Raw genomic sequence first — 19,937 nt, 5'->3', positions numbered from 1 at the left:
GCAGAACGTATACGTTTTGCACTCATTGTGCTAATTAAATATTACTTAGTTACTTGCCTATTTCAAGCATTTTTCATTAGAATTTGTTTCATTGTATATGTATTCGAAAAGTAGCCAAATATTTTTCATATATGAAACGTCAACAAAACAATTATGCGTCTTATAAATTCAAATTAAAGCTCCACATCTTCCACAAGATAATTCTTCTATATCTTTCATGCTCTAACTCCGACAAAGGAAGTAATATAAACTCCTTGCACTTCTACTTGTGAGCTTAATCATTGGAAAACAGCTTCTTAGATTCAGCCAATTTCATTAAGTAATAGCGCTCTTCCCTAGCCATATGATCAGCCATGGAAGCTGTAAACGTTCCTAATACTTCTGCACTCAATTCCATTTCTTCTAATTCATTCAAGAACGTCTTAAATAACTCCATCTCCAGTTCGACGTCATCTGTAAATCTATTTAATGCAGGGAAGGTTTGTACATTTGCTCGTAAGTAACCCGTTAATTCGACAGCTTTTAAATAAAATTGATCGAAATGCTTGTTAAATGCTTGGCTTTTTTCTTTTAGCCTTTTCTCAACCCTATCCATCCTAGAATCTATAGCACCTGCATGGCCAGAAGCATCTAAAAGCCAGATTAAATGATGATGCTAGTTCGTGAAAGATTGGAGGAATCTTCCCTTCTTTAAGATAACTTAACACGAGCTAATATTCTTCCAATTCATTTACCATATGGTTCAAAAAAGTAGGGGTAAGGTGGATACCAATATCCCCAAATAATTGGCGCTTAATAATGGAAAGCTTGAATGCTCTTAATTGTTCAACTATATTCTCTACATTATTTGCAAAAAGCGATTGCATTTGTTTCATTTAAAGATTTTGCTTTAATTAGAAGTTGATTGAAATGCTGAATAAAGTAAGTAGCTTTTTCAATATCCTTTTTCTCCGATGGATAAAGAGAATCATGTATAAACCTTGCATGATCTTCTAATACCTGTAGCCAAAACTCATGTTCAAACATAGCGCTTTTTAAGTAATTTTCCAACTAATCATCTCCTTTCACTTACTTCATTGTATTCAGTAGTTAACTGTATTATTAGTTTTTTTCATCAATAGCAAATTAACATCTATACACCCATTTGCACAGCTATGTTACGCCACTGGTAGTAAATATGGCATAAAGTGGAACTTCATTCCGTTGAGAATTTTCTCCATCTCCTGCTGGCATAAGTAGAACAACGGCTAAAGCCTGAAGCCTCCTTAAAACCTTTTTCCACTTGAGAAGTAACGCTTCCAAAGTTTTTTCTTATTACTGGAAAAAGAGGAACACTTCTTCAACATGCGATACGTTGCTGATGTAGCTTTCCTTGTCCTGAAACAAACACCTTTTCTGCATGTGAGGTCAACATCCTCCCTGATGCGTCGTATCAAAAAATGAGATGGTACTATCCATTCAGGACACAAGCTGTATAATTTGCTTTTTTAATACTGTCTACTTGGCAGGGGTCACATCAATCAGTGAAGGTTTTCATTCATTCTCCACTAATTGTCGGTACCGCCATGGTATCGCCTAAATTCTCTTATAATATAGGGCATACTGTATATAAACCAAACGTTGTACAGATATGAATCTAAAGCCAAATTGGAACGCTAGCCATTAATTCTGGTTGTACATGAAAGACGAGTATTCCCCTAATCCAAGGAGCGATGGTCGTACGATAATCAAATCCATTAGCATCGACATTAAAACTAGTTGCTAAAAGTCCAATAATGATTGCCATTCACACAAAAATTAAGGCTACCCAATCACTCGTCGAAGTCGTTACTTTAATTCGCTTTACACTTATTCGGCGATACATATTACCAAGAACAAATAGATCTAGAAAGGAAAGTATTCGAAGTAACCTCAGAAAGAATTATGATAACGAACCTTCCTGGAGAGATTCAATATGTTAACCCTGCCTTTACAAAGAGGACAGGCTACAGTAAAGAAGAAGCAATCGGGAAGACCTAGCCTGAAAACAGGAAAAGTCTTTTTATGAAATAATGTGGCAAGGTATAAATAAACATGGTTATTGGCAAGGAGAAATATGGAACAAGCGAAAAAATAGTGAAGTGTATAAAGAGTGGTTACATATAAGCACCATTAAAAATAATACTGGACAAATAAAATACTACGTTGGCATGTTTAATGTTTTATCTATGTATAACCGACCAATCATCAGCTGTAAAAATGTTTCTTCATAATAAAAGTTATTAAGGGGGCGTTCCTATGTCTATTTACAGGACTTGTAGAAGCCTTCTTTTGTATGCATCTCTTTGTTTTCACGTAAACTTTTTAGCTTACGCATTTTCATACTATCGGAAATAAAAATAGGGCACCAAATATATACGAAATTGTTTTTGCTTCCATTAATGAAGGGTATGGAATAATAGATACGTAATTATTATGGAAATTCAAACTGTAATACAGTACGTATGCATGATTGGAGGTAACGACAATGAAAAAGCGGCGAAAGATGATACGAGCTGTTAAGTATACTGGAGCTATCGTTTTAACTATCGGGATTTTAATATTTTTATATGGTTTCTTTATAAGTGACAGAAGCTATATAACAGGCATTGGGATCGGTACTGTTATGGGCGCAGGCTTCCTCTTTATAATGGGTATCTTTTTTGCAGCAACAGAAGAATCATTGAAAGAAAGATTAAGTAGATGGAGAAATACATTTAGACGAAAAAAATAAAAAGGTGGGGTGTTTTTCACCCCTTCTTCCAACACCTACGAATACTCGTCTAGTCGCTAAACAAGTAGTGGCTCTTCTAGTAAAAACGAGATGCTTAGAAAAACTTGGCTTGTCGCCAAGTCTTATGGCGAAAGCTTTTTGTTTTTCTTATACTATAAACCAAAAAAATCTTATCCTTTCCTATAGTGAAACAAAGGCGCAAAGCGCCCGTTTAGCAACGTAGCGAATGGAACGAATCAACGAAAGATAAAGTGAACTTTTGCATCTTCTATTCTTAGACCGCGGGAGTCTACAACGCCTTTTTACGGGATAAAGGAATCATGCCCACTAAAACAAGGGTATGCCGACTCTGGGCGGCAAGCCCGTTTTTAGTCGGTCTTCCTCTTAGAGACGAACCGATGAGGCCTTATCGTATGGTGTATTTCTAAAGTCGCATCGTTACTCGGCTCATGCGCCGGACGTGGCTATTCGGTTATTTCGTTATCCCCAAGCACTCATTTTATACTTTCTTTTCTGCCCAGAAAGGAAATCATTACTAAATATTATCTATTCCCAATTGGCATAGCTAAATGGAGCAAACAACATCCAAAAATTCCGGGTGACGATCCAGAGTGCAAAAAATGATTGCTTAAGGTTAAATAAAGCGGATCTTCAATCAGTAGAGGTTTTCATTCATTCCCCACGGCTTGTTAGTACCGTAATGATATGACCTAAAGACCTCTTACGAAACAGGACATTTAGGTGCTGTTATCTACAATTAGACTTGTTACAGTAGATTATTTGACTCCTTTTATGAAGTGGGATCTTACAGCACCTTATATGCGGGATAAATGATGTTTCCCATACGAATTCTAAAATTAGTCACTTCCGAATTTGTGTCCTCCCTTTCCTTATTCATTCACTTACCGCTTACCATGATATACTGTAATGCTAAAACCTCTCTTATGTAATTAAAATATATAAACAGGAAAAAAATGAGGTATAAATAAAATCTAGCTAACAATCTAATGGTTGGTCGTTTTTGCTAAAATCAGCTGATAAGTTAAGAGATATAAGGCGCATCCTTACAAGAAATACCACTACTATAGACAATAGCTATAATTTCATTTTAGTAGCATTGAATGGTAAAATAGTAATACATTATCACTCTTTTTAACAAAGAAAGCAGGTGACAGCATGGCAGACTTCTCACATTTTAATGAACACGGCAGGGCTAAAATGGTTGATATTTCTGAAAAAAACGAAAGTGAAAGAATGGCAATCGCCCGGTCAAGTGTAAATATGAATAAAATGGTTTATGAAAATATTGTCGACCAAAAGAATAAAAAGGGAGATGTACTGGGGGTAGCTCAAATAGCTGGTATCATGGGAGCAAAGCAAACATCATCGCTAATTCCGATGTGTCATCCGATACCGATTAGCAGTGTAGACCTTTCATTTACTTGGGTTGAGTTAGATGCCTATGATATGTATCAGTTAGTTATTGAAGCTGAGGTTAAAACAGTCGGTTCAACAGGAGTGGAAATGGAGGCGTTAACTGCAGCCGCCACCGCAGCATTAACTGTTTATGATATGTGTAAGGCGATTGATAAAGGGATGACGATTGGACCAACCTTTTTGCAACAAAAAAGCGGTGGAAAAAGCGGCGATTATCATAGGGACACAGACTAGCTACACATTACATCAGTAAAGCAGGTATATTGTTACATAGCAGGGAGGAAAATTCCCCCCCTGCTATTTTTTATGCTGTTTATTTCTCGTTAATCCGTTCATTAAGAATAATAAAACAAACGAAAAACCAATACTGATGAGGGCATAATAGGCTGCAATTTCTATTTGTCCCGATTCAATTGCAAGATAAATTGCGGTTGGAATGGTCTGTGTCTTCCCCGGAATATTCCCAGCAAACATCAGCGTTGCTCCAAATTCGCCAAACGCCCTCGTAAAGCTTAAAATAAACCCAGTTGCAATGGATCGATAAGATAATGGAATTGTAATGAAAAATAACAATTTCCAACTCGACGCTCCGTCTACCTTGGCCGCACCGCGAATATTATCGTCAACCATTTGGAATCCTGTTTTAAGTGATTGATACATGAGTGGAAAAGCAACAACGCTGGCAGCAATAATTGCCGCAGTGACCGTAAATAATATCGTTTGCCCATGTAGCGTGGAAATGGCTTGCCCGACAAAACTGTTGTTACCGAAAATCATAATTAGTAGAAACCCGATTACTGTTGGCGGTAACACAAGCGGCAAGAAAACGATAGTTTCAATGATCGTTCGCCCTTTAACATTTTTTTCTGTCATCCAGAATACAGATATAATTGCAAATGTAAAAACGATAACTGTAGCTATACTAGCTACGACAAGGGAAAGCTGAACAGGATGCCATGACCAAGCCATTAATCACCCACCGACTTATTACTGATAACAAAACCAAATTGGTTAAACAGCTCTCTACTCGTTTCATTTTGCACATAATTATAAAATTGTTGAGCTGCTTCTTTCTTCTTCGCGGATTGCTCATTTCCATTTTCGATCATCGCTACGTAATAGGATATAGGTGTATGTAACTTAGGATCAATCTCTTCCATCACCTCTACTCCGTTTACACGATGAAGGTCACTACTATAGACAATGCCTGCAGCAACCGCATTATCTTCCACTAACTGAAGGACATGGGATACATCTTTAGCAAATACCAGTCGCCCTTGAAGGTTCTCCCAGACTTCCATATTTTTTAACACTTCTTGGGCATAAAAACCCGCTGGAACTGCTTCTGGCGTACCAATAGCAAGTTTTTGTTCGGTATCAATGAAATCCGCTAGAGACTGGGCAGGTACCTCTTTTGGTTTAATAGCAATTAATTGGTTTTGTAGTAGCTCCTTACCTCGATCAATAAAGCCTTCCTCCATTAACTGTTCATAATCTTGCTTGGAAGCCGAAAAAAAGACATCGATTGGTGCTCCTTGTTCAACTTGCTTCCGTAACGCCCCTGTACCACCAAAATTAAATGTCACATCAATCTCCGGGTTCTCTGCAACAAATTTTTCTTTTACATCCATTAATACCTCGATCATACTAGATGCTGCAGAAACAGTAAGCTCAATAGGTTTATCAGCTTCAGAACTTGTCTTCGATGAAGTTCCACAAGCCGTTAAAAACAACAGCATCACTACGAAAATGAATATAATTGTTTTTTTCACGTTGCTTCATCCTTTTATTCCGTATCTAATTCTCATCATGCCCAGTGGGTTCTATTGGAAGAAAACAGAAAAAATTCCTGTTAAGCAGAAACCGCTATTATTGATCACCTTTTTTATTGACACTAATGAAAGAAAGTTATAGTTTCATTTTCGCTCTAAATCTTTCCTCACTTCCATTACCAAATGCCCTAGTTCTAAAAGAATAAGCTTTTCCATAGCTAATCTTACCGCCCCACTGGAACCAGGGATGGCAAAAACAATCCGGTTTCGAGATACTCCAGCTATCGCTCTTGATAAAATGCTTGCCGATCCAATATCCAATTGATAGCTGAGCATTCGAAACAACTCACCGAAGCCTGGTAACTCTTTCTCTAATAATGGCTTAACAGCTTCAAACGTAACATCTCGATATGAAATCCCTGTTCCTCCATTAATGATAACCGCTTCCACTTCTTTTCCATAATTTTTTAAACAGGACTGAATATTCGCCTTTTCATCTGGAATAACATCATATGCCCGAACAGCGTGACCTTCTTTTTCCAGAAACGACTTTATAAGCTTTCCACTTTTATCTGTCTCTTTATTCCTTGTATCGCTGACCGTCAAAATGGCACAGGTAACTGCTTTTGGTGAAAATTTTCTATGATCACGCAGCAATGTTAGCACCTCCAGTCTACGTATTTTCTGTCTCTCCAACATATTTTTTGTAATCCATTTGCCGATTTATATTTAAGAATGCCTCTACATCTTCTAATTCCACATAATGCGTATTTATTTTTTCTAACAGTTGATCTATTCTTCGCTCTCCCTGATCGAGCTGTTCTTTTATTCGTTCTTTTACAGAGCAATCGAATAAAGCAACAAGTGGTTGCATTTTTCCAGCTACGATTGGGATCACTGCATCTACATCACTCGAAGCGTGGTGGAGCAACATCTCTAAAATCTTCGGCTTCATAAACGGAACATCGACTGGCAACGTGATTAGCCACTCCGTATTACAAATCTCCATTGCAGTATATATGCCCGCTAGCGGGCCATGCCCCTGATAGCGAGCTACATCTTCTATCACCTGTAGCTCTATCTCGTCATGCTGAAAAAACGAAGCTAACTCAGGACTTGTAACCATGCAGACTTTCTTGACAAATGGACGCAGTACATCCACAGAAATTTGGTAAAAAGGCTTCCCATCTTTCTTGGCAAATGCTTTTGGGGATCCAAATCTTCTGGAGGCACCTCCAGCAATTACCGCCCCTGTTATTTTGTGCTTCACAAAAGCGCCCCTCTCCGATTAAATATCGTTTGCTAGCAAAACCGTTCTCTAAATTCCACACGCATTATCAAAAAGATCGTTAGGCTCAAATGGATTCCCGCTCATACGAGAACTGAACACCAAAATACAGTCTTCATAACTGCCCTTTGATTCTCTACCCTCCGCTTACTGGCGGAATAAAAGCAACTGTATCACCAGCTTTTATCATTTCCTGATCATTTACATATTCCTCATTAATTGCTGTCATCATTTGCTGAAGCTGAGGTAAGTGATGGCTTTCCTGGAGTTGTTTTTTTAATTCCTCAACAGTCATTCCATCTCCATTTACTTGTAATCGATCCGTCCCCAAATCTTCCTGAAGCTGTGCGAATAATAAAACATCAATCAATTAGATTATCCTCCTTTATCTTCACTATTTTAAAGTCCTTATTTATTTTAGATCTATGGTCGAACAGCTTCCATGTTCGTTCAACTATTAAGATCCAAATATCCTATTAGAGTTTCAATTGAGCAAAGAACAGAGGCGCGGGCGTCCGTTTAGCAACGTAGCGACTGGAACGAATCAACTAAAGTTTTAGGAATCATGGTGAGGCACGAACAATGATGTATCGGAGGGCGATTCATGAAGTCGCCTAGTTTGCTGGGCTTACGCGCCGGACGTGGCTATTCGGTTATTTTGGTATCCCCAAGCTCCTCATTTTATACTTACCTTTTTAGAAAGACTTAGCTTATCGCCAAGTCTTATGGCGAAAGCCTTTTGTTTTTCTTATACTATAAACCAAAAAAATCTTATACTTTCTTATCTTAAGAAGAAATGCTTTCGTCCATTTTTCCATCTATACTGCTTGTATTTCTGTAAGCTCAACCACCTATATAAGACATTTCGATTTTTTTCCTATTTTTTGCTGTTTCCTCTGTCCGCTCATCAGAGTACCGATCGTCTCTTTTCTGCCACGCAGACACCACCGCTGAACGTATTGCTTCATCGTCCGATTCAGAACGTAATATACTCCTTAAATCTAATCCATCTGATGCGAATAGGCACATATACAGTTTTCCATCTGCTGCGATTCTTGCTCTAGTACAGCTAGAACAAAAAGATTCAGAAACAGAAGTGATAAACCCGACTTCAGTAGTCGACCCCGTATACCGATATCGTTTTGCTACTTCTCCAACATAAGCTGGATTCACAGCTTCTAACGAAAAATGCTTTGTTAATTCATCGTAAAGTTCTTTTTTCGTAATCACTTGGCTAAAGTCCCAAGCATTTGTCGTACCCACATCCATAAATTCAATAAACCTTAGTGAAATACCACGTTTTTTAAAATAGGTCGCCATCGGAATGACTTGGTTATCGTTCATCCCCTTTTTGACTACCATATTCACTTTCACTCCTAACCCAACTTCCTGTGCCTTATCGATTCCTCTTAGAACCGTGTTCGTTTTGTAACTGGAATCATTAATTTCCGCAAAAACGGCATCATCTATAGCATCTAGACTTACATTTACCCTGTTCAAACCTGCAGATTTTAGTTCCCAAGCCATGCGCTCTAACAGAGAGGCATTCGTCGTAAGGGCTACATCTTCTAATTCAGGAATAGAGGCTAATTTTTCAATTAATACAGACAAATCTTTACGCAATAAAGGCTCTCCACCAGTTAATCGAATCTTCCTTACTCCCAATTGAACAAAGATTTTGGCGATCCGCTCTATCTCTTCGAACGAAAGCAGCTGCTTTCTCGGCATAAAGGTGAAATCTCTGCCAAACATTTCCCTTGGCATACAATATCTGCAGCGAAAATTGCAGCGATCCGTGACAGAAATCCGTAAATCTTGCAATGGACGCCCAAATTTATCTTTGATTACAGACATTGAACCCCCTCCTTCTCCCTTTCCTACTTAGATTCATTCTAACAGAATCAAACTCTAAATACCTTACAAATTGGTGAATTATTCGTATAAAAATACTGCCACTGAAATTATTGAAAGTACATGGTATTGTACTAGTGAAAGATAACCGAAGGAAGTTAAAGTACATCTTCTATTATTGGGGTATCATCCCCTCCTCACTGATTGTTAGAGAATGAAATATATCGGGAATTTAGATGCTGTTACCCCCATTTAGACTATTTTATCCAATTCCTGAAGGGGGAGTCTTACAGCATCTTAAAAACAGGGATAAAGATTTCACCCCTTTCATTATTATCAATGAACTTTAGTAATTAGCAGCTTCACTGTTCCTGCAGGTATTTCTACCAATACTTCATCGTTTTCTTTCCTACCGATCAATTTTTTTCCAATTGGTGAACTAGCGGAGATATGCGCTTTTTGCAGATTTGCCTCGGCAGGACTAACAATCTGGTATGTCTCTTCAAGTCCATCGGGTAATTCTTTAAACGTAACAAACGCACCAAGTTCAACGACATCACTTTTGGTTACTTCCATTATTTCTACACGGTCCAGTATGGATTCTAATTCTGTAATTTGCGCCTGTATGACGCTTTGTTCCTCCAAGGACTTTCTAAATTCTGGATCTTCATCAAAATCACAGAAAGCCCGCCCTTCCTTTACTTGTTGATTTACCTCTTGCAGCTTTACTGCTTTTAAATAGGTTAGTTTCTTTTGAAGCTCTAGGTATCCTGATTTAGTTACTTGTATGTTGTTTTTCAAACTATTTACCTCCACTAAACACAGCATACTATATCATTTGGAAAACAAGCTACCAACTGGCTCTCCGGTATTAGCGACAAAATCAGATCACGTCCTCTTCTTGCCTTTTTCAGCATTAGTATTAAATCATAGATACACTAGAAGCTACACTTATCACAAATCCAATAGAGAACCCAATAATAGCTCACCGACTAAATAGGAAGGAGATATTCATCTGGCATCGTTTCCTTATGGTTCTAACTCATCGGTTATGACCTTTACTTTACTCCATCTTCATTTGAAGTAAGTGTAAATTTTCAATAATTTATACTATCGTATCTGATTCCAAGCCTTTATCTCAACTCACGAACTTAGCAACACTTAAATACCGAGTAGAGGGAAGGATTAAGAACTTCTCACACCACCGTATAAAAAGTTCCGTATGCGACATTTCAATCTTTCTGTTCCATTAGGTACCCTTCCGTTCATTTACGGTTACTCCACTTGCTCCTTTATAACGTACACGCTTTTATAGCCGTCTTTCATATTTCGTTTGCTTAGAATCTCTTCTAAAAGTTTCACACTCTTTTCTTCCTTTCCATGACGAAGATTAAATCTATTTTTGAATGTCCTTTGAGATACGATCATACTTTCATCATTAACACATTCAGAAGTTTATCCTTCGTGAATTCATGGCATAGAAAATTATCCAACTCCTGAATCGGGAGTCTACAAGCCTTTTTACGGGATAAAGGAATCATGCCACTAAAACAATGGTATGCCAACGTTTGGGCGGCAAGCCCGTTTTAAGTCGGTCTTCTTCTTAGCGACGAACCCATGATGACTTATCGTAAGGCAATGAAGTGAAGTCGCCTAGTTGCTGGGCCTTAAGCCGGACGTGACTATTCCGTTATATCGTTATCCCAATGCTAAAATTTTTATACTTTCTTATCTCTCTTATCTCTTAAAAAAAGACAAGGCGATTAACCTTGTCTTTTCTACAAATAAATCTCTACTTTGTTTTCATCAGTTTGTAAATATTTTTCCAGTTCTTCGGCTTGGACCATGATCGCTCCCTCTCGATAAGGATTATCTGCTAACGACGTAATACCCACATTATTACCATTAATAATCACTTGTTTTTTCCCATGTTGTAAATGGTACTGATACGTTACTGGCTTCCTATCATATTGAAATGTGAACTCTAATTGATCCAATTCCATTGGCAAAACGGGGTCAATTACAAGATTTCCTTGCTGACGGCGTATTCCTAATGCATTTGAGATCAATTGATTCATATAAATCCCTGGTCCGCTTGAATAAATTCGCCATCCCGCTTTTACTGCAACATCTCCAGTACGGAGTTGAGCAAATTTTTCTCGTGCTTCATACCTTGTAGCAAATTTACCATCCGAACTGCTAAAGTACGTATTACTCTGGCGAATTTCTGCATGAGGTATTTCTTCTTGAATTAATATTGGATTAATTACAGACAAGCCTTTCCATACTTCATGATCATAACCAAGCTTTGCCATCGCTTCCACAAAGCGAATATGCGCATGCACATATTGCAGCCCTACTTCTCGACCGAAGTTCGCCGCCTGCTCTGCACGTTTAAAATGCGTACTTACTCCACCTTCATAATTTGCAGGGCGATTCATTAACCGAACGCCATCCGGAAAATACAGGTGTTCTTTAATCAACTTATAGTGTTGTTCAGCCTGCTCTTTTGTGAATAATTCGCTAATAATACTACGTTGCATTGGTAATAAGCGATAATGGATGCCCGTTTTTGAGTCCGTAGGATGAAGCATAAACTCAATATTACCTGGTTTTTCCATATATACAAAACCTGGAATGATATTCTCTGAAAGGATATATTTTTTAAAATCAGACTCTACACCTGAAGCAAGCTCTTTCATCTTTGACGATTCTTTTTCATCATACACCGCTAACGCTTGCGCCATTTTTTGTAATACTTGGTACGTTAGTGCGACCGTCCAGCTTGAGGACATGTATTTCTTTAAATGTTCATTCGCAGGTTGCAGTGTATCATCCCAATCACCATCATCATATAACGATAAAAACGTATCATGGACAAAGTGGTTCTTGATATAATCTACTTCTTTTAGAAGATGCTCCATAATCGTCGCTTTTCGTGTTGTAAATGCAAATGTACCTCTATCTGTATACGGAACTGCTTCCTCTAAGATGCTATAATCCCCGGTCGCTTCCAAATAATCAGCAACTACTTTAAGTGGCCAAACAATAATATCCCCATGGCTTTCTTCCTGTTGAACCCTCGTATACTTATCAAACATAAACCATTGCGGCCAATTACCTGTATCTTCATATTGATGAGAAAAAACGGTTTTAATAATATCCCGAACAGCTTGATCATTTTGCGTAGCTAGAAAATATTCGCTTGGACCTTGGCACACATCACGAGTACCCCAAGCGGCTCCCCCATATTGTTCTAATCCATGGGGAGATGAAAAATGTACGAGCATTTGATGCGTATACCACCAAGCTAACGTATTTATTTTCTCTAGTTCCCTCGTAGACTTACCAGAAGTAGTTAGTTTAAACCCCTTATTAACTTGACGGTAATAGATGCGATAACGCTTTATCTCTTTAGCAATATCCGACAGTTGAATGAGTTGTTCTTGTTTAGTTAATGAACCTTGGATGTTCAGTTTCCATTCAGCTGTAGGACTCATAGTCATGACTAAAAGTGATGCAGATAATGGAGAAATGTTTGTAGCTAATTCTCGCTCATCGTCAACGGTTATCTTAGTACCTGTAACGTGAATATAATAGTTTAACTCCGGATATACAGCCGCACTATCTGATTTAGAGTCGGCAGTACAAACAACGATATTTCCATTCTGTTTTATATGAAAAGGGACTTCATATTCATTATTATTCATCGTTACTTGATTTGTAACCATAAACCTATACGCTTTTCCTTTTTCCGATTTTACATGCAGCTGAATTACAGCTGCATCAACCTTAGTAAGATTAGTAATAACAATAACATCATCTAGAAATTTATAATACCATCTGGCATAATTAAAACCTATTTCGAACATAGAAGGCATCGTTAACAAACGATACGTTCCATCTATTTGAATATAGATCCTTTGCCCCGACGTTTTCATAATATTTAACGGATTTCGTGCATTAGTTATCATTTTATTCATAGAAGTATTACCAATGGCGGTCTGTGAGTTAAATATTCCATACATATATGAAGTAGTTGACATCGTATCTTCTCGCACTTGATCATTATGTCCACTCATGATGATATGCCCATGCGGACGCTCCACAAGTTCTTCTTTTCGCTTTAAAACGACATGTTCATACGTATCTGTAAAAAAGGAAAGTAATGTTCCCTGAGCAAACTCTTCCAGCTGACGATTAGGAAAATATTTTTCGATTTCTTGTGTTGTCATTTCCAATGTTTGCAGCGGATCTCCTATTTTAGATAACAAACGGACCCTTTTTAATGGACTATTATCTTTTGGTTCGGATCTTATATAACTCCATGCTTTTTTAATTTCATGATCAAATTCCAACTCCTGAATTGCAGAAGAATGATTTTCTTTAAACAAACCATAAAATACGAAATGCCGCTCCCCATTTAAAATAAGTTTCTCTGATTGTAATGCTGTATATGCAAATTCATACTGATAGTTTTTATTTGTTAAACAAGGTTTTGTTAACACTTCGGCTTGATTTGTTGTTTTATAGGATAAGCCAAAAAATTGAAATCCATCCGTAGAATAACCTACGACCTTGCTCAAAGCACCTTGCTGTATATAAGGGAATCCACTTTTTTGCGGTTGATTTTGTCTGGTACAAATAACATAGCCCTTTTGCTTATCTCTAAAAATAGAATGATCCATATATTGAGACATGTAAGCTTCGTTCGAGCGAACAGCACCTTTATCAGCCAAACCTAAATCTTGAGCATAAATTAAGTCTACTTCTATATCCTCTCCAGTTAACAACACATCCCAAAACCAAACTCCTGCATCCGTTAAATAGAAAGTGACCTCATAGTTTACATCCTCAAAAAAACCTTTCCACTTCACATATTTTTCAGTAGTAAAAATCTCACTATTCGACCGGATACCTATTAAAGGAACCGCTGTTATATCCCCATTGCGATATATCCGTAAATATATATTATTGAGCGCTCCATCAATAGGGTTTGACAGCCACTGATTAATCATTGTTTCTTTATGGGAAATTTCATAAATATCGCCACTTTGAAGAAATGTAAATGTGATGTCTCGTGCTTTTAAGTGAAATTTATCTCCTAGATTCAATAGTTATTCTCCTTTCGTTTTACGCAATTCGAACGACAATGCCATTACATCCACACTATTTGGACCAACATACACTTCAAATTTCCCTTCATCGCTATGAAATGATAAATCTGCATGATAATAACGTAGGTGTTCTTCTGTCAACATAAACGTAACTTCTTTTTCCTCACCTGGTTGTAAATATATCTTTTTAAATCCTTTTAATTCCTTAAGTGGACGCACAACTTCACCGACTAAATCTCGAACATAGAGTTGTACCACTTCCTCTCCAGCTACATCTCCCTTATTCGTTATCTTTACCTTGATCGTTAAAGGCTTATCTGGTGTTATCGTATCTGAAGAGAGTACAAAATTACTATAATCAAAACTGGTATAGCTTAATCCATATCCAAAAGGAAACAAAGCTTCATTCGGACAATCTAAATATTGCGATACGTACCGTTCCTGGGCGTTAATTGCACCTTTAGGACGTCCCGTATTATAGTTGTTGTAGTATACTGGGATCTGCCCTACACTATATGGAAACGACATGGTAATTTTCCCGGACGGATTTACCTCACCGAAAAGAATATCTGCAATCGCTGAACCGCCTTCTGTTCCTGGATACCAGGCTTCAAGCACTGCATCTACCTTATCAACGACACCATGTAAATCAAGCGGCCGTCCATTAAACAATACGGCAACAGTTGGTTTTCCTAATTCAGCCAATGCTTCTACTAATTGTAATTGAACGTGCGGCAATTGAATATTCGCCCTTGAACCAGCCTCTCCACTCATATCAGAGCTTTCTCCTAAGGCTAAAACAATCACATCAGATTGCTTGGCAACCTCTATCGCTTTAGCTAGCTCGCTCTCACAGCTAGTATCAATTCCGCAACCATTTGCTACGACTAACTTTGAAGCAGGTACTTTTTTCATAATTCCTTCATATAGCGTTACAGCGTCATCCTTTGCTCCAAGCCATGACCACGCACCAAGAATATCGTTATTGTTAGCAAACGGACCAATTAAACCTACTTTTCGTGTTGGATGAAGCGGCAATATATCTCCCTTATTCTGTAACAGGACACAGGATTTAGCGGCAAGTTCACGTGCAACCTGTCGGTGTTCTGAACACATAACGATCTCAGCTTCCCGCTTTTCATCAGCACCTCGAAACGGATGATCGAACAATCCCAACTTGTCTTTCAACTCTAGAATACGCATTACTGCTTCATCTAAAAGGGATGTATCGATTTGATTTGATTCTATGAGTGATTGTAGGTGATTAGCATAACAGTCTGTCATCATTTCAATGTCCACACCCGCTGACAGAGCTTTAGCGGCTGCTTCCGCTTCGTCCTCTGCAACACCATGCGGAATCAACTCTTTCACTGCACCCCAATCAGAAATAACAACACCATCGAACTTCCATTCTTCACGTAGTAAGTCACGCATCAACCATTTATTTCCACTCGCTGGAATGCCGTCAACTGTATTAAAGGCTGTCATGACTAACTCGCTTCCAGCTTCCAGGGCTGCCTTAAAGGCTAGGAGATATGATTCACGCAGATCTCGCTCTGACATATTCACCGTGTTATAATCCCGGCCACCTTCAGCTGCACCATAACCAGCAAAATGCTTGACGCACGAGGCAACACGTTCATGATCATGTTTTAAATCAGTACCTTGGAAACCACGAATCTGGGCTTTGGCAAATGCACTATTCAAATAAGGATCTTCACCTGTTGATTCCACCACCCTTCCCCAACGTGGGTCACGAACTAGATCCACCATCGGTGCAAAAGTTACATGTACACCACTAACAGCAGCTTCTTTAGCAGCAATGGTTGCGCTTTTTTCCGCCAATTGCAAATCCCAAGAGGAACCTATTGCTAATGGAACTGGAAAAATAGTCTTATAGCCGTGAATAATATCAGACATAATAAGTAAAGGAATGCCTAACCGATTATCTTGTAAATATTGCTTTTGGATCAATTTGGTCTCCTTTGCTCCAGAAGCACCTAAAACAGATCCTGCAAGTTGCATCATATTTTCTGGTATATTTATATCTTTCATTGGTCCAGTTATTTGCCCTTGATCAGAAGCACCTTTAAAAAATGGGGTGGCCAATTGTGTGACTTGTCCAATTTTTTCATCCAAGGTCATCTTTCCTAATAGATTTTTGATCTTATTTTCATTCAACGTTACCCCTCCTCCTAACTATAAAAAGCAACTTCATTCGAAACGTTTCAATTAAGAATACAACCTGGATTATAAGTGTTTATTTAACGTTAGTCAAATGGAATCCCGCTAAAATATCCTTTTAACATTGATTTATAAACATTTAACGAAAATATATATTAAAAACTTAAGTTGTCCACAAAAAATAGTTGAAAGCGACTTCAAATTTTATTATAATCAATTTATCGAAACGTTTCAATAAAATAAAAGGAGTGTTCTATAGTGAAAAAATGGTTGTTATTCTCTTTTATCGCAGCTCTGCTCGTTTTAAGTGCATGTGGAAATGATAAAGCTTCTAAAAAAGATAGCGAAAGCAGTGATGAAACCCTCACCGTTTGGGCAATGGGTGAGGAAGGGAAGCTTCTAAAGCAGCTAACAGAAAAATTTGAAAAAGAAAATGAAGGAACCAAAGTAGATGTACAAGCTATTCCCTGGGACAGCGCACACGACAAACTCTTAACTGCAGTTGCCTCCGGAAATGGTCCTGATATTTTGCAATTAGGTACTACTTGGGTTCCAGAATTTGCTGAAGCAGGAGCATTATTGGATTTAACCGAATATATGAAAGAGCATCCAGAATTTGCGCCTGAAAACTATTTTGATGGTGCTGCAGAAATTATGCAGTTTGATAACCAAATCGTTGGTATCCCATGGTATGTAGACACCCGAGTATTATATTACCGCACTGACTTATTAGCTGAAGTAGGTTATGATAAAGCCCCAGAAACGTGGGAAGAATTACAGGACGCTGCAAAGAAATTAGCAGATCGAGGAGAAGGCCAATACGGACTTGATATAGATCAAAATGACCAAATCATGCCATTTATCTTTGCTTGGCAAAATGGCTATGATGCAAACCTTAAAGAAAATAAATTAAATTTTGATACTCCAGAATTTATAGGAGCGATGGAATATTATACAAGCTTCTTTAAAGAAGGTTCTAGCCAAGTAGAACAAGGCGAAGAAATTATTCAAGCATTTGCTAATGGTAAAAAGCCAATGTTCTTCAGTGGACCTTGGATGGTTAATATTTTAAACGAACAAGCCCCTGATGCAGAAGGAAAATGGTCAGTTGCTGTTATGCCAGGCAAAGAAACAAAGGCTTCCAGCATGGGAGGAGCTACATTATCTATCTTCCACAATTCAGAAAATGTTGATAACGCATTGAAATTCTTATCTTATATGAATGAAACAGAAACACAACTCGAATGGTTAGACATATCCAATACATTACCTTCTAAGCCAGAAAGCTGGGAAAATCCAAAATTACAAGATGATCCAATGTATAGCGTATTTGGAGAGCAATTAAAAGAAGCAAAAGCAGGCTTGCAAACAGAGCAGTTCGAACGAATTGCCCAAGAACTGCTTAGTTCCTTAGAACGAGTAAATGCTGGTGGAGCCGATCTAAAAACTGAAATGGAACAATTCAACAAGACAGCTCAGGATTTATTAACAGAATAGCTTGTTAAGAAGTATATAAGACCTGGAGGTTCATGGTCTTATATACTTCCACCAAAATACGTTTCATAACGATAGGTGGTTTATGATATGTTAAAACATAAAATTCGTAATCGACATCCCTACATGTTTATCGCACCAGCCGTTTCATTATTAATCATATTTAGCATTATTCCGATTACTATTGCTTTTTTCATCAGCTTTACAGATTTGGATTTAAAAGGGTTAGCAAATTGGTCTAACATCAACTGGATAGGATTTGAAAACTATCAAAATTTATTTGCTGACGATACATTTTTAAAATCCATTTTCAATACTTTATTTTATGTCATGATCGGTGTTCCGCTTGTCATCATTTGTTCATTGGGAATTGCATTAATGCTTAATTATGGAAGCAACAAACTTTTTTCCATATTCCGGTCTGTATACTATATGCCCTCGATTACTAATATTATTGCAGTCGCCGTCATTTGGGGGTACCTATACAATACAGAATACGGATTATTTAATTATATTCTATCTTTACTTTCTGTAGAGAACATACCTTGGCTTCAAGAACCTACGATTGCTAAAATTTCGCTTATCATTCTCGCTGTCTGGAAAGGCATTGGGATTAACATGATCATCTTTCTTGCAGCACTGCAAGGAATACCAAGAGCTTACTATGAAGCAGCTAAAATGGACGGCGCCAACCGAATTCAAACATTTTTTAATGTCACATTACCCTTATTGAGATACGCAACGTTTTTCGTAACAGTCACCACGCTAATCGGTTGGATGCAATTTTTTGAAGAGCCTTATGTGATGACGCAAGGCGGACCGCTAGACGGAACCTTATCTATTGCATTGTTTATCTATAAGGAAGGCTTTCAATTTAGTGAATTTGGTTATGCTGCTGCTGGCTCTTTCGTACTGTTTATTATGATTATTATCGTAACTTTAATTCAATTTAAACTTCGAAAATCCGATACGGAATTTTAACCTTTCTGAAATGAGGGAATTATCTTGGCAATTTTAAATTCAACAAAAGGAAAAACAGAAAAAACCCTTATCACAGTGTTAATGATTGTTGGTGGGATACTGGTATCCATTCCATTCATTTGGATGATTACAAGTGCATTCAAGCCAGAAAGTGAAGCATTACGCATTCCACCGACCTTACTACCTGAAAACCCAACACTTGAAAATTTCAGGCACTTATTTACCGAATTAAATTTCCTGATTTATTTACGAAACACATTAATCATCGTATTCTTTTCATTCATCGGCTTGCTATTTAACGGTATGGCAGGATACGGATTTGCAAAGTTTGAATTTAAAGGTAGGGAAAAAATATTCTACCTTGTCCTAGCAACCATGATGATCCCGGGGCAAGTAACAATGATACCTGTTTATTTATTATTAAATGGTATCGGATTAACGAATACATTACCGGGAATTATTCTTCCAGGTCTAGTTGCTGCCTTCAGCATTTTTTTATTCAGGCAATTTATGACGACCATCCCGACTGATTTAATTGAAGCGGCACGGTTAGATGGAGCAGGTGAATTTTATATTTTTTTTCGGCTTATTATTCCAATAGCAAAGCCCATTTTCGCCGTACAAGGTATTCTCGCATTTATTGGTGCGTGGAACAGCTTCTTATGGCCGTTAATTGTCGCTAATGATGAAAGTCTATACACTCTTTCTGTCGGACTTTCCTTGCTACAGGGACAGTACAGCAACAACTTTGCTCTGCAAATGGCTGGAGCTGCATTTATGGTTGTACCAATCATTATCATTTTTTCATTCTTTCAAAAGTACATCGTTGAAGGGTTTACGATGTCAGGAATTAAATAAGAAAACGGTAGTGTATGCTCTTCAATATATTTCAAAATTGACTGGAACTAGAGACGTCAATGTGTGGTATTTTCTACCGGATGAATAACTTATCCTGTTAGTTACTAACTCTATCAACGCATATGGATCAGTAAATGTATTTCAAAATAAAAGAACACTACTAAAAACAACGTAGTACGACAATTGTGTTTTGGACAACCACT

Annotated in this window: 19 protein-coding genes; 6 read left to right on the top strand and 13 right to left on the bottom strand. The window is 37.8% G+C overall.

Features of this window, described 5'->3' with window-relative positions; translation table 11 throughout:
- Positions 1-274: 274 nt before the first annotated feature.
- From D1839_RS20400 to D1839_RS21360, 4 genes are all read right to left on the bottom strand, one after another.
- Positions 275-643, bottom strand: coding sequence for a DUF2935 domain-containing protein (locus tag D1839_RS20400; protein ID WP_199690216.1), 369 nt, complete (start codon positions 641-643; stop codon positions 275-277).
- Between the two features lie 67 nt (positions 644-710).
- Positions 711-866 (bottom strand): DUF2935 domain-containing protein, encoded by a 156-nt coding sequence (locus D1839_RS21365; protein WP_207667442.1) that lies wholly within the window; start codon positions 864-866, stop codon positions 711-713.
- Positions 844-1,050, bottom strand: coding sequence for a DUF2935 domain-containing protein (locus tag D1839_RS20390; RefSeq protein WP_199690208.1), 207 nt, complete (start codon positions 1,048-1,050; stop codon positions 844-846). Before D1839_RS20390 ends, D1839_RS21365 begins: the two co-directional genes overlap by 23 nt.
- A 586-nt stretch (positions 1,051-1,636) precedes the next feature.
- Complete coding sequence (locus D1839_RS21360; RefSeq protein ID WP_120380637.1) at positions 1,637-1,786, bottom strand: respiratory nitrate reductase subunit gamma; 150 nt, start codon at positions 1,784-1,786, stop codon at positions 1,637-1,639.
- A 92-nt stretch (positions 1,787-1,878) separates the two neighbouring features.
- Here D1839_RS21360 and D1839_RS21355 point away from each other — a divergent pair, with 92 nt between their 5' ends.
- The 3 genes from D1839_RS21355 to moaC all read left to right on the top strand — a co-directional run bounded on the left by D1839_RS21355 (position 1,879) and on the right by moaC (position 4,423).
- Complete coding sequence (locus tag D1839_RS21355; RefSeq protein ID WP_353616257.1) at positions 1,879-2,019, top strand: PAS domain-containing protein; 141 nt, start codon at positions 1,879-1,881, stop codon at positions 2,017-2,019.
- Between the two features lie 487 nt (positions 2,020-2,506).
- Positions 2,507-2,752, top strand: coding sequence for a hypothetical protein (locus tag D1839_RS14395; RefSeq protein WP_120380635.1), 246 nt, complete (start codon positions 2,507-2,509; stop codon positions 2,750-2,752).
- Between the two features lie 1,176 nt (positions 2,753-3,928).
- A complete protein-coding gene (gene moaC / locus D1839_RS14390; RefSeq protein WP_120380634.1) occupies positions 3,929-4,423 on the top strand; it encodes a cyclic pyranopterin monophosphate synthase MoaC in 495 nt (164 codons plus the stop codon).
- 63 nt (positions 4,424-4,486) lie between these two features.
- Here moaC and modB read toward each other — a convergent pair whose 3' ends face one another.
- The 9 genes from modB to D1839_RS14345 form a co-directional block, all read right to left on the bottom strand.
- Positions 4,487-5,158, bottom strand: a complete 672-nt coding sequence (gene modB / locus D1839_RS14385) for a molybdate ABC transporter permease subunit (protein WP_120380633.1) — start codon at positions 5,156-5,158, stop codon at positions 4,487-4,489.
- Complete coding sequence (gene modA / locus D1839_RS14380; protein ID WP_120380632.1) at positions 5,158-5,961, bottom strand: molybdate ABC transporter substrate-binding protein; 804 nt, start codon at positions 5,959-5,961, stop codon at positions 5,158-5,160. The genes modB and modA overlap by 1 nt, the downstream gene beginning before the upstream one ends.
- A gap of 144 nt (positions 5,962-6,105) precedes the next feature.
- On the bottom strand, positions 6,106-6,618 hold the full coding sequence (locus D1839_RS14375; RefSeq protein ID WP_286164821.1) for a MogA/MoaB family molybdenum cofactor biosynthesis protein: 513 nt from the start codon (positions 6,616-6,618) through the stop codon (positions 6,106-6,108).
- Positions 6,619-6,634: 16 nt separating this feature from the next.
- Positions 6,635-7,231 (bottom strand): molybdenum cofactor guanylyltransferase, encoded by a 597-nt coding sequence (gene mobA, locus D1839_RS14370; RefSeq protein ID WP_120380630.1) that lies wholly within the window; start codon positions 7,229-7,231, stop codon positions 6,635-6,637.
- Positions 7,232-7,385: 154 nt separating this feature from the next.
- Positions 7,386-7,619, bottom strand: coding sequence for a molybdopterin converting factor subunit 1 (gene moaD / locus D1839_RS14365; RefSeq protein WP_120380629.1), 234 nt, complete (start codon positions 7,617-7,619; stop codon positions 7,386-7,388).
- A 473-nt stretch (positions 7,620-8,092) separates the two neighbouring features.
- Entirely contained in the window at positions 8,093-9,103 is a 1,011-nt protein-coding gene (moaA, locus tag D1839_RS14360; protein WP_120380628.1) for a GTP 3',8-cyclase MoaA, read from the bottom strand.
- Positions 9,104-9,436: 333 nt separating this feature from the next.
- Positions 9,437-9,901: a GreA/GreB family elongation factor gene (locus D1839_RS14355; RefSeq protein ID WP_158589672.1), complete on the bottom strand. Its 465-nt coding sequence runs from the start codon at positions 9,899-9,901 to the stop codon at positions 9,437-9,439.
- 977 nt (positions 9,902-10,878) lie between these two features.
- Complete coding sequence (locus D1839_RS14350) at positions 10,879-14,214, bottom strand: GH36-type glycosyl hydrolase domain-containing protein (RefSeq protein WP_199690206.1); 3,336 nt, start codon at positions 14,212-14,214, stop codon at positions 10,879-10,881.
- A 3-nt stretch (positions 14,215-14,217) separates the two neighbouring features.
- Complete coding sequence (locus tag D1839_RS14345; protein ID WP_183030246.1) at positions 14,218-16,398, bottom strand: glycoside hydrolase family 3 N-terminal domain-containing protein; 2,181 nt, start codon at positions 16,396-16,398, stop codon at positions 14,218-14,220.
- Positions 16,399-16,659: 261 nt separating this feature from the next.
- Between D1839_RS14345 and D1839_RS14340 the strand changes: the two genes are divergently transcribed.
- From D1839_RS14340 to D1839_RS14330, 3 genes are all read left to right on the top strand, one after another.
- Positions 16,660-17,898: a sugar ABC transporter substrate-binding protein gene (locus D1839_RS14340; RefSeq protein ID WP_199690204.1), complete on the top strand. Its 1,239-nt coding sequence runs from the start codon at positions 16,660-16,662 to the stop codon at positions 17,896-17,898.
- Between the two features lie 87 nt (positions 17,899-17,985).
- Positions 17,986-18,876, top strand: coding sequence for a carbohydrate ABC transporter permease (locus D1839_RS14335; RefSeq protein ID WP_199690202.1), 891 nt, complete (start codon positions 17,986-17,988; stop codon positions 18,874-18,876).
- A gap of 24 nt (positions 18,877-18,900) precedes the next feature.
- On the top strand, positions 18,901-19,734 hold the full coding sequence (locus D1839_RS14330) for a carbohydrate ABC transporter permease (RefSeq protein ID WP_286164822.1): 834 nt from the start codon (positions 18,901-18,903) through the stop codon (positions 19,732-19,734).
- Positions 19,735-19,937: the final 203 nt, after the last annotated feature.

The sequence above is a fragment of the Roseburia sp. 1XD42-34 genome (genome assembly GCF_009917385.1).
Lineage (GTDB): Bacteria > Bacillota > Bacilli > Bacillales > Amphibacillaceae > Virgibacillus.
Note: the sequence above shows the minus strand (reverse complement) of the source record. Positions and strands in the feature narration are given on the sequence as shown.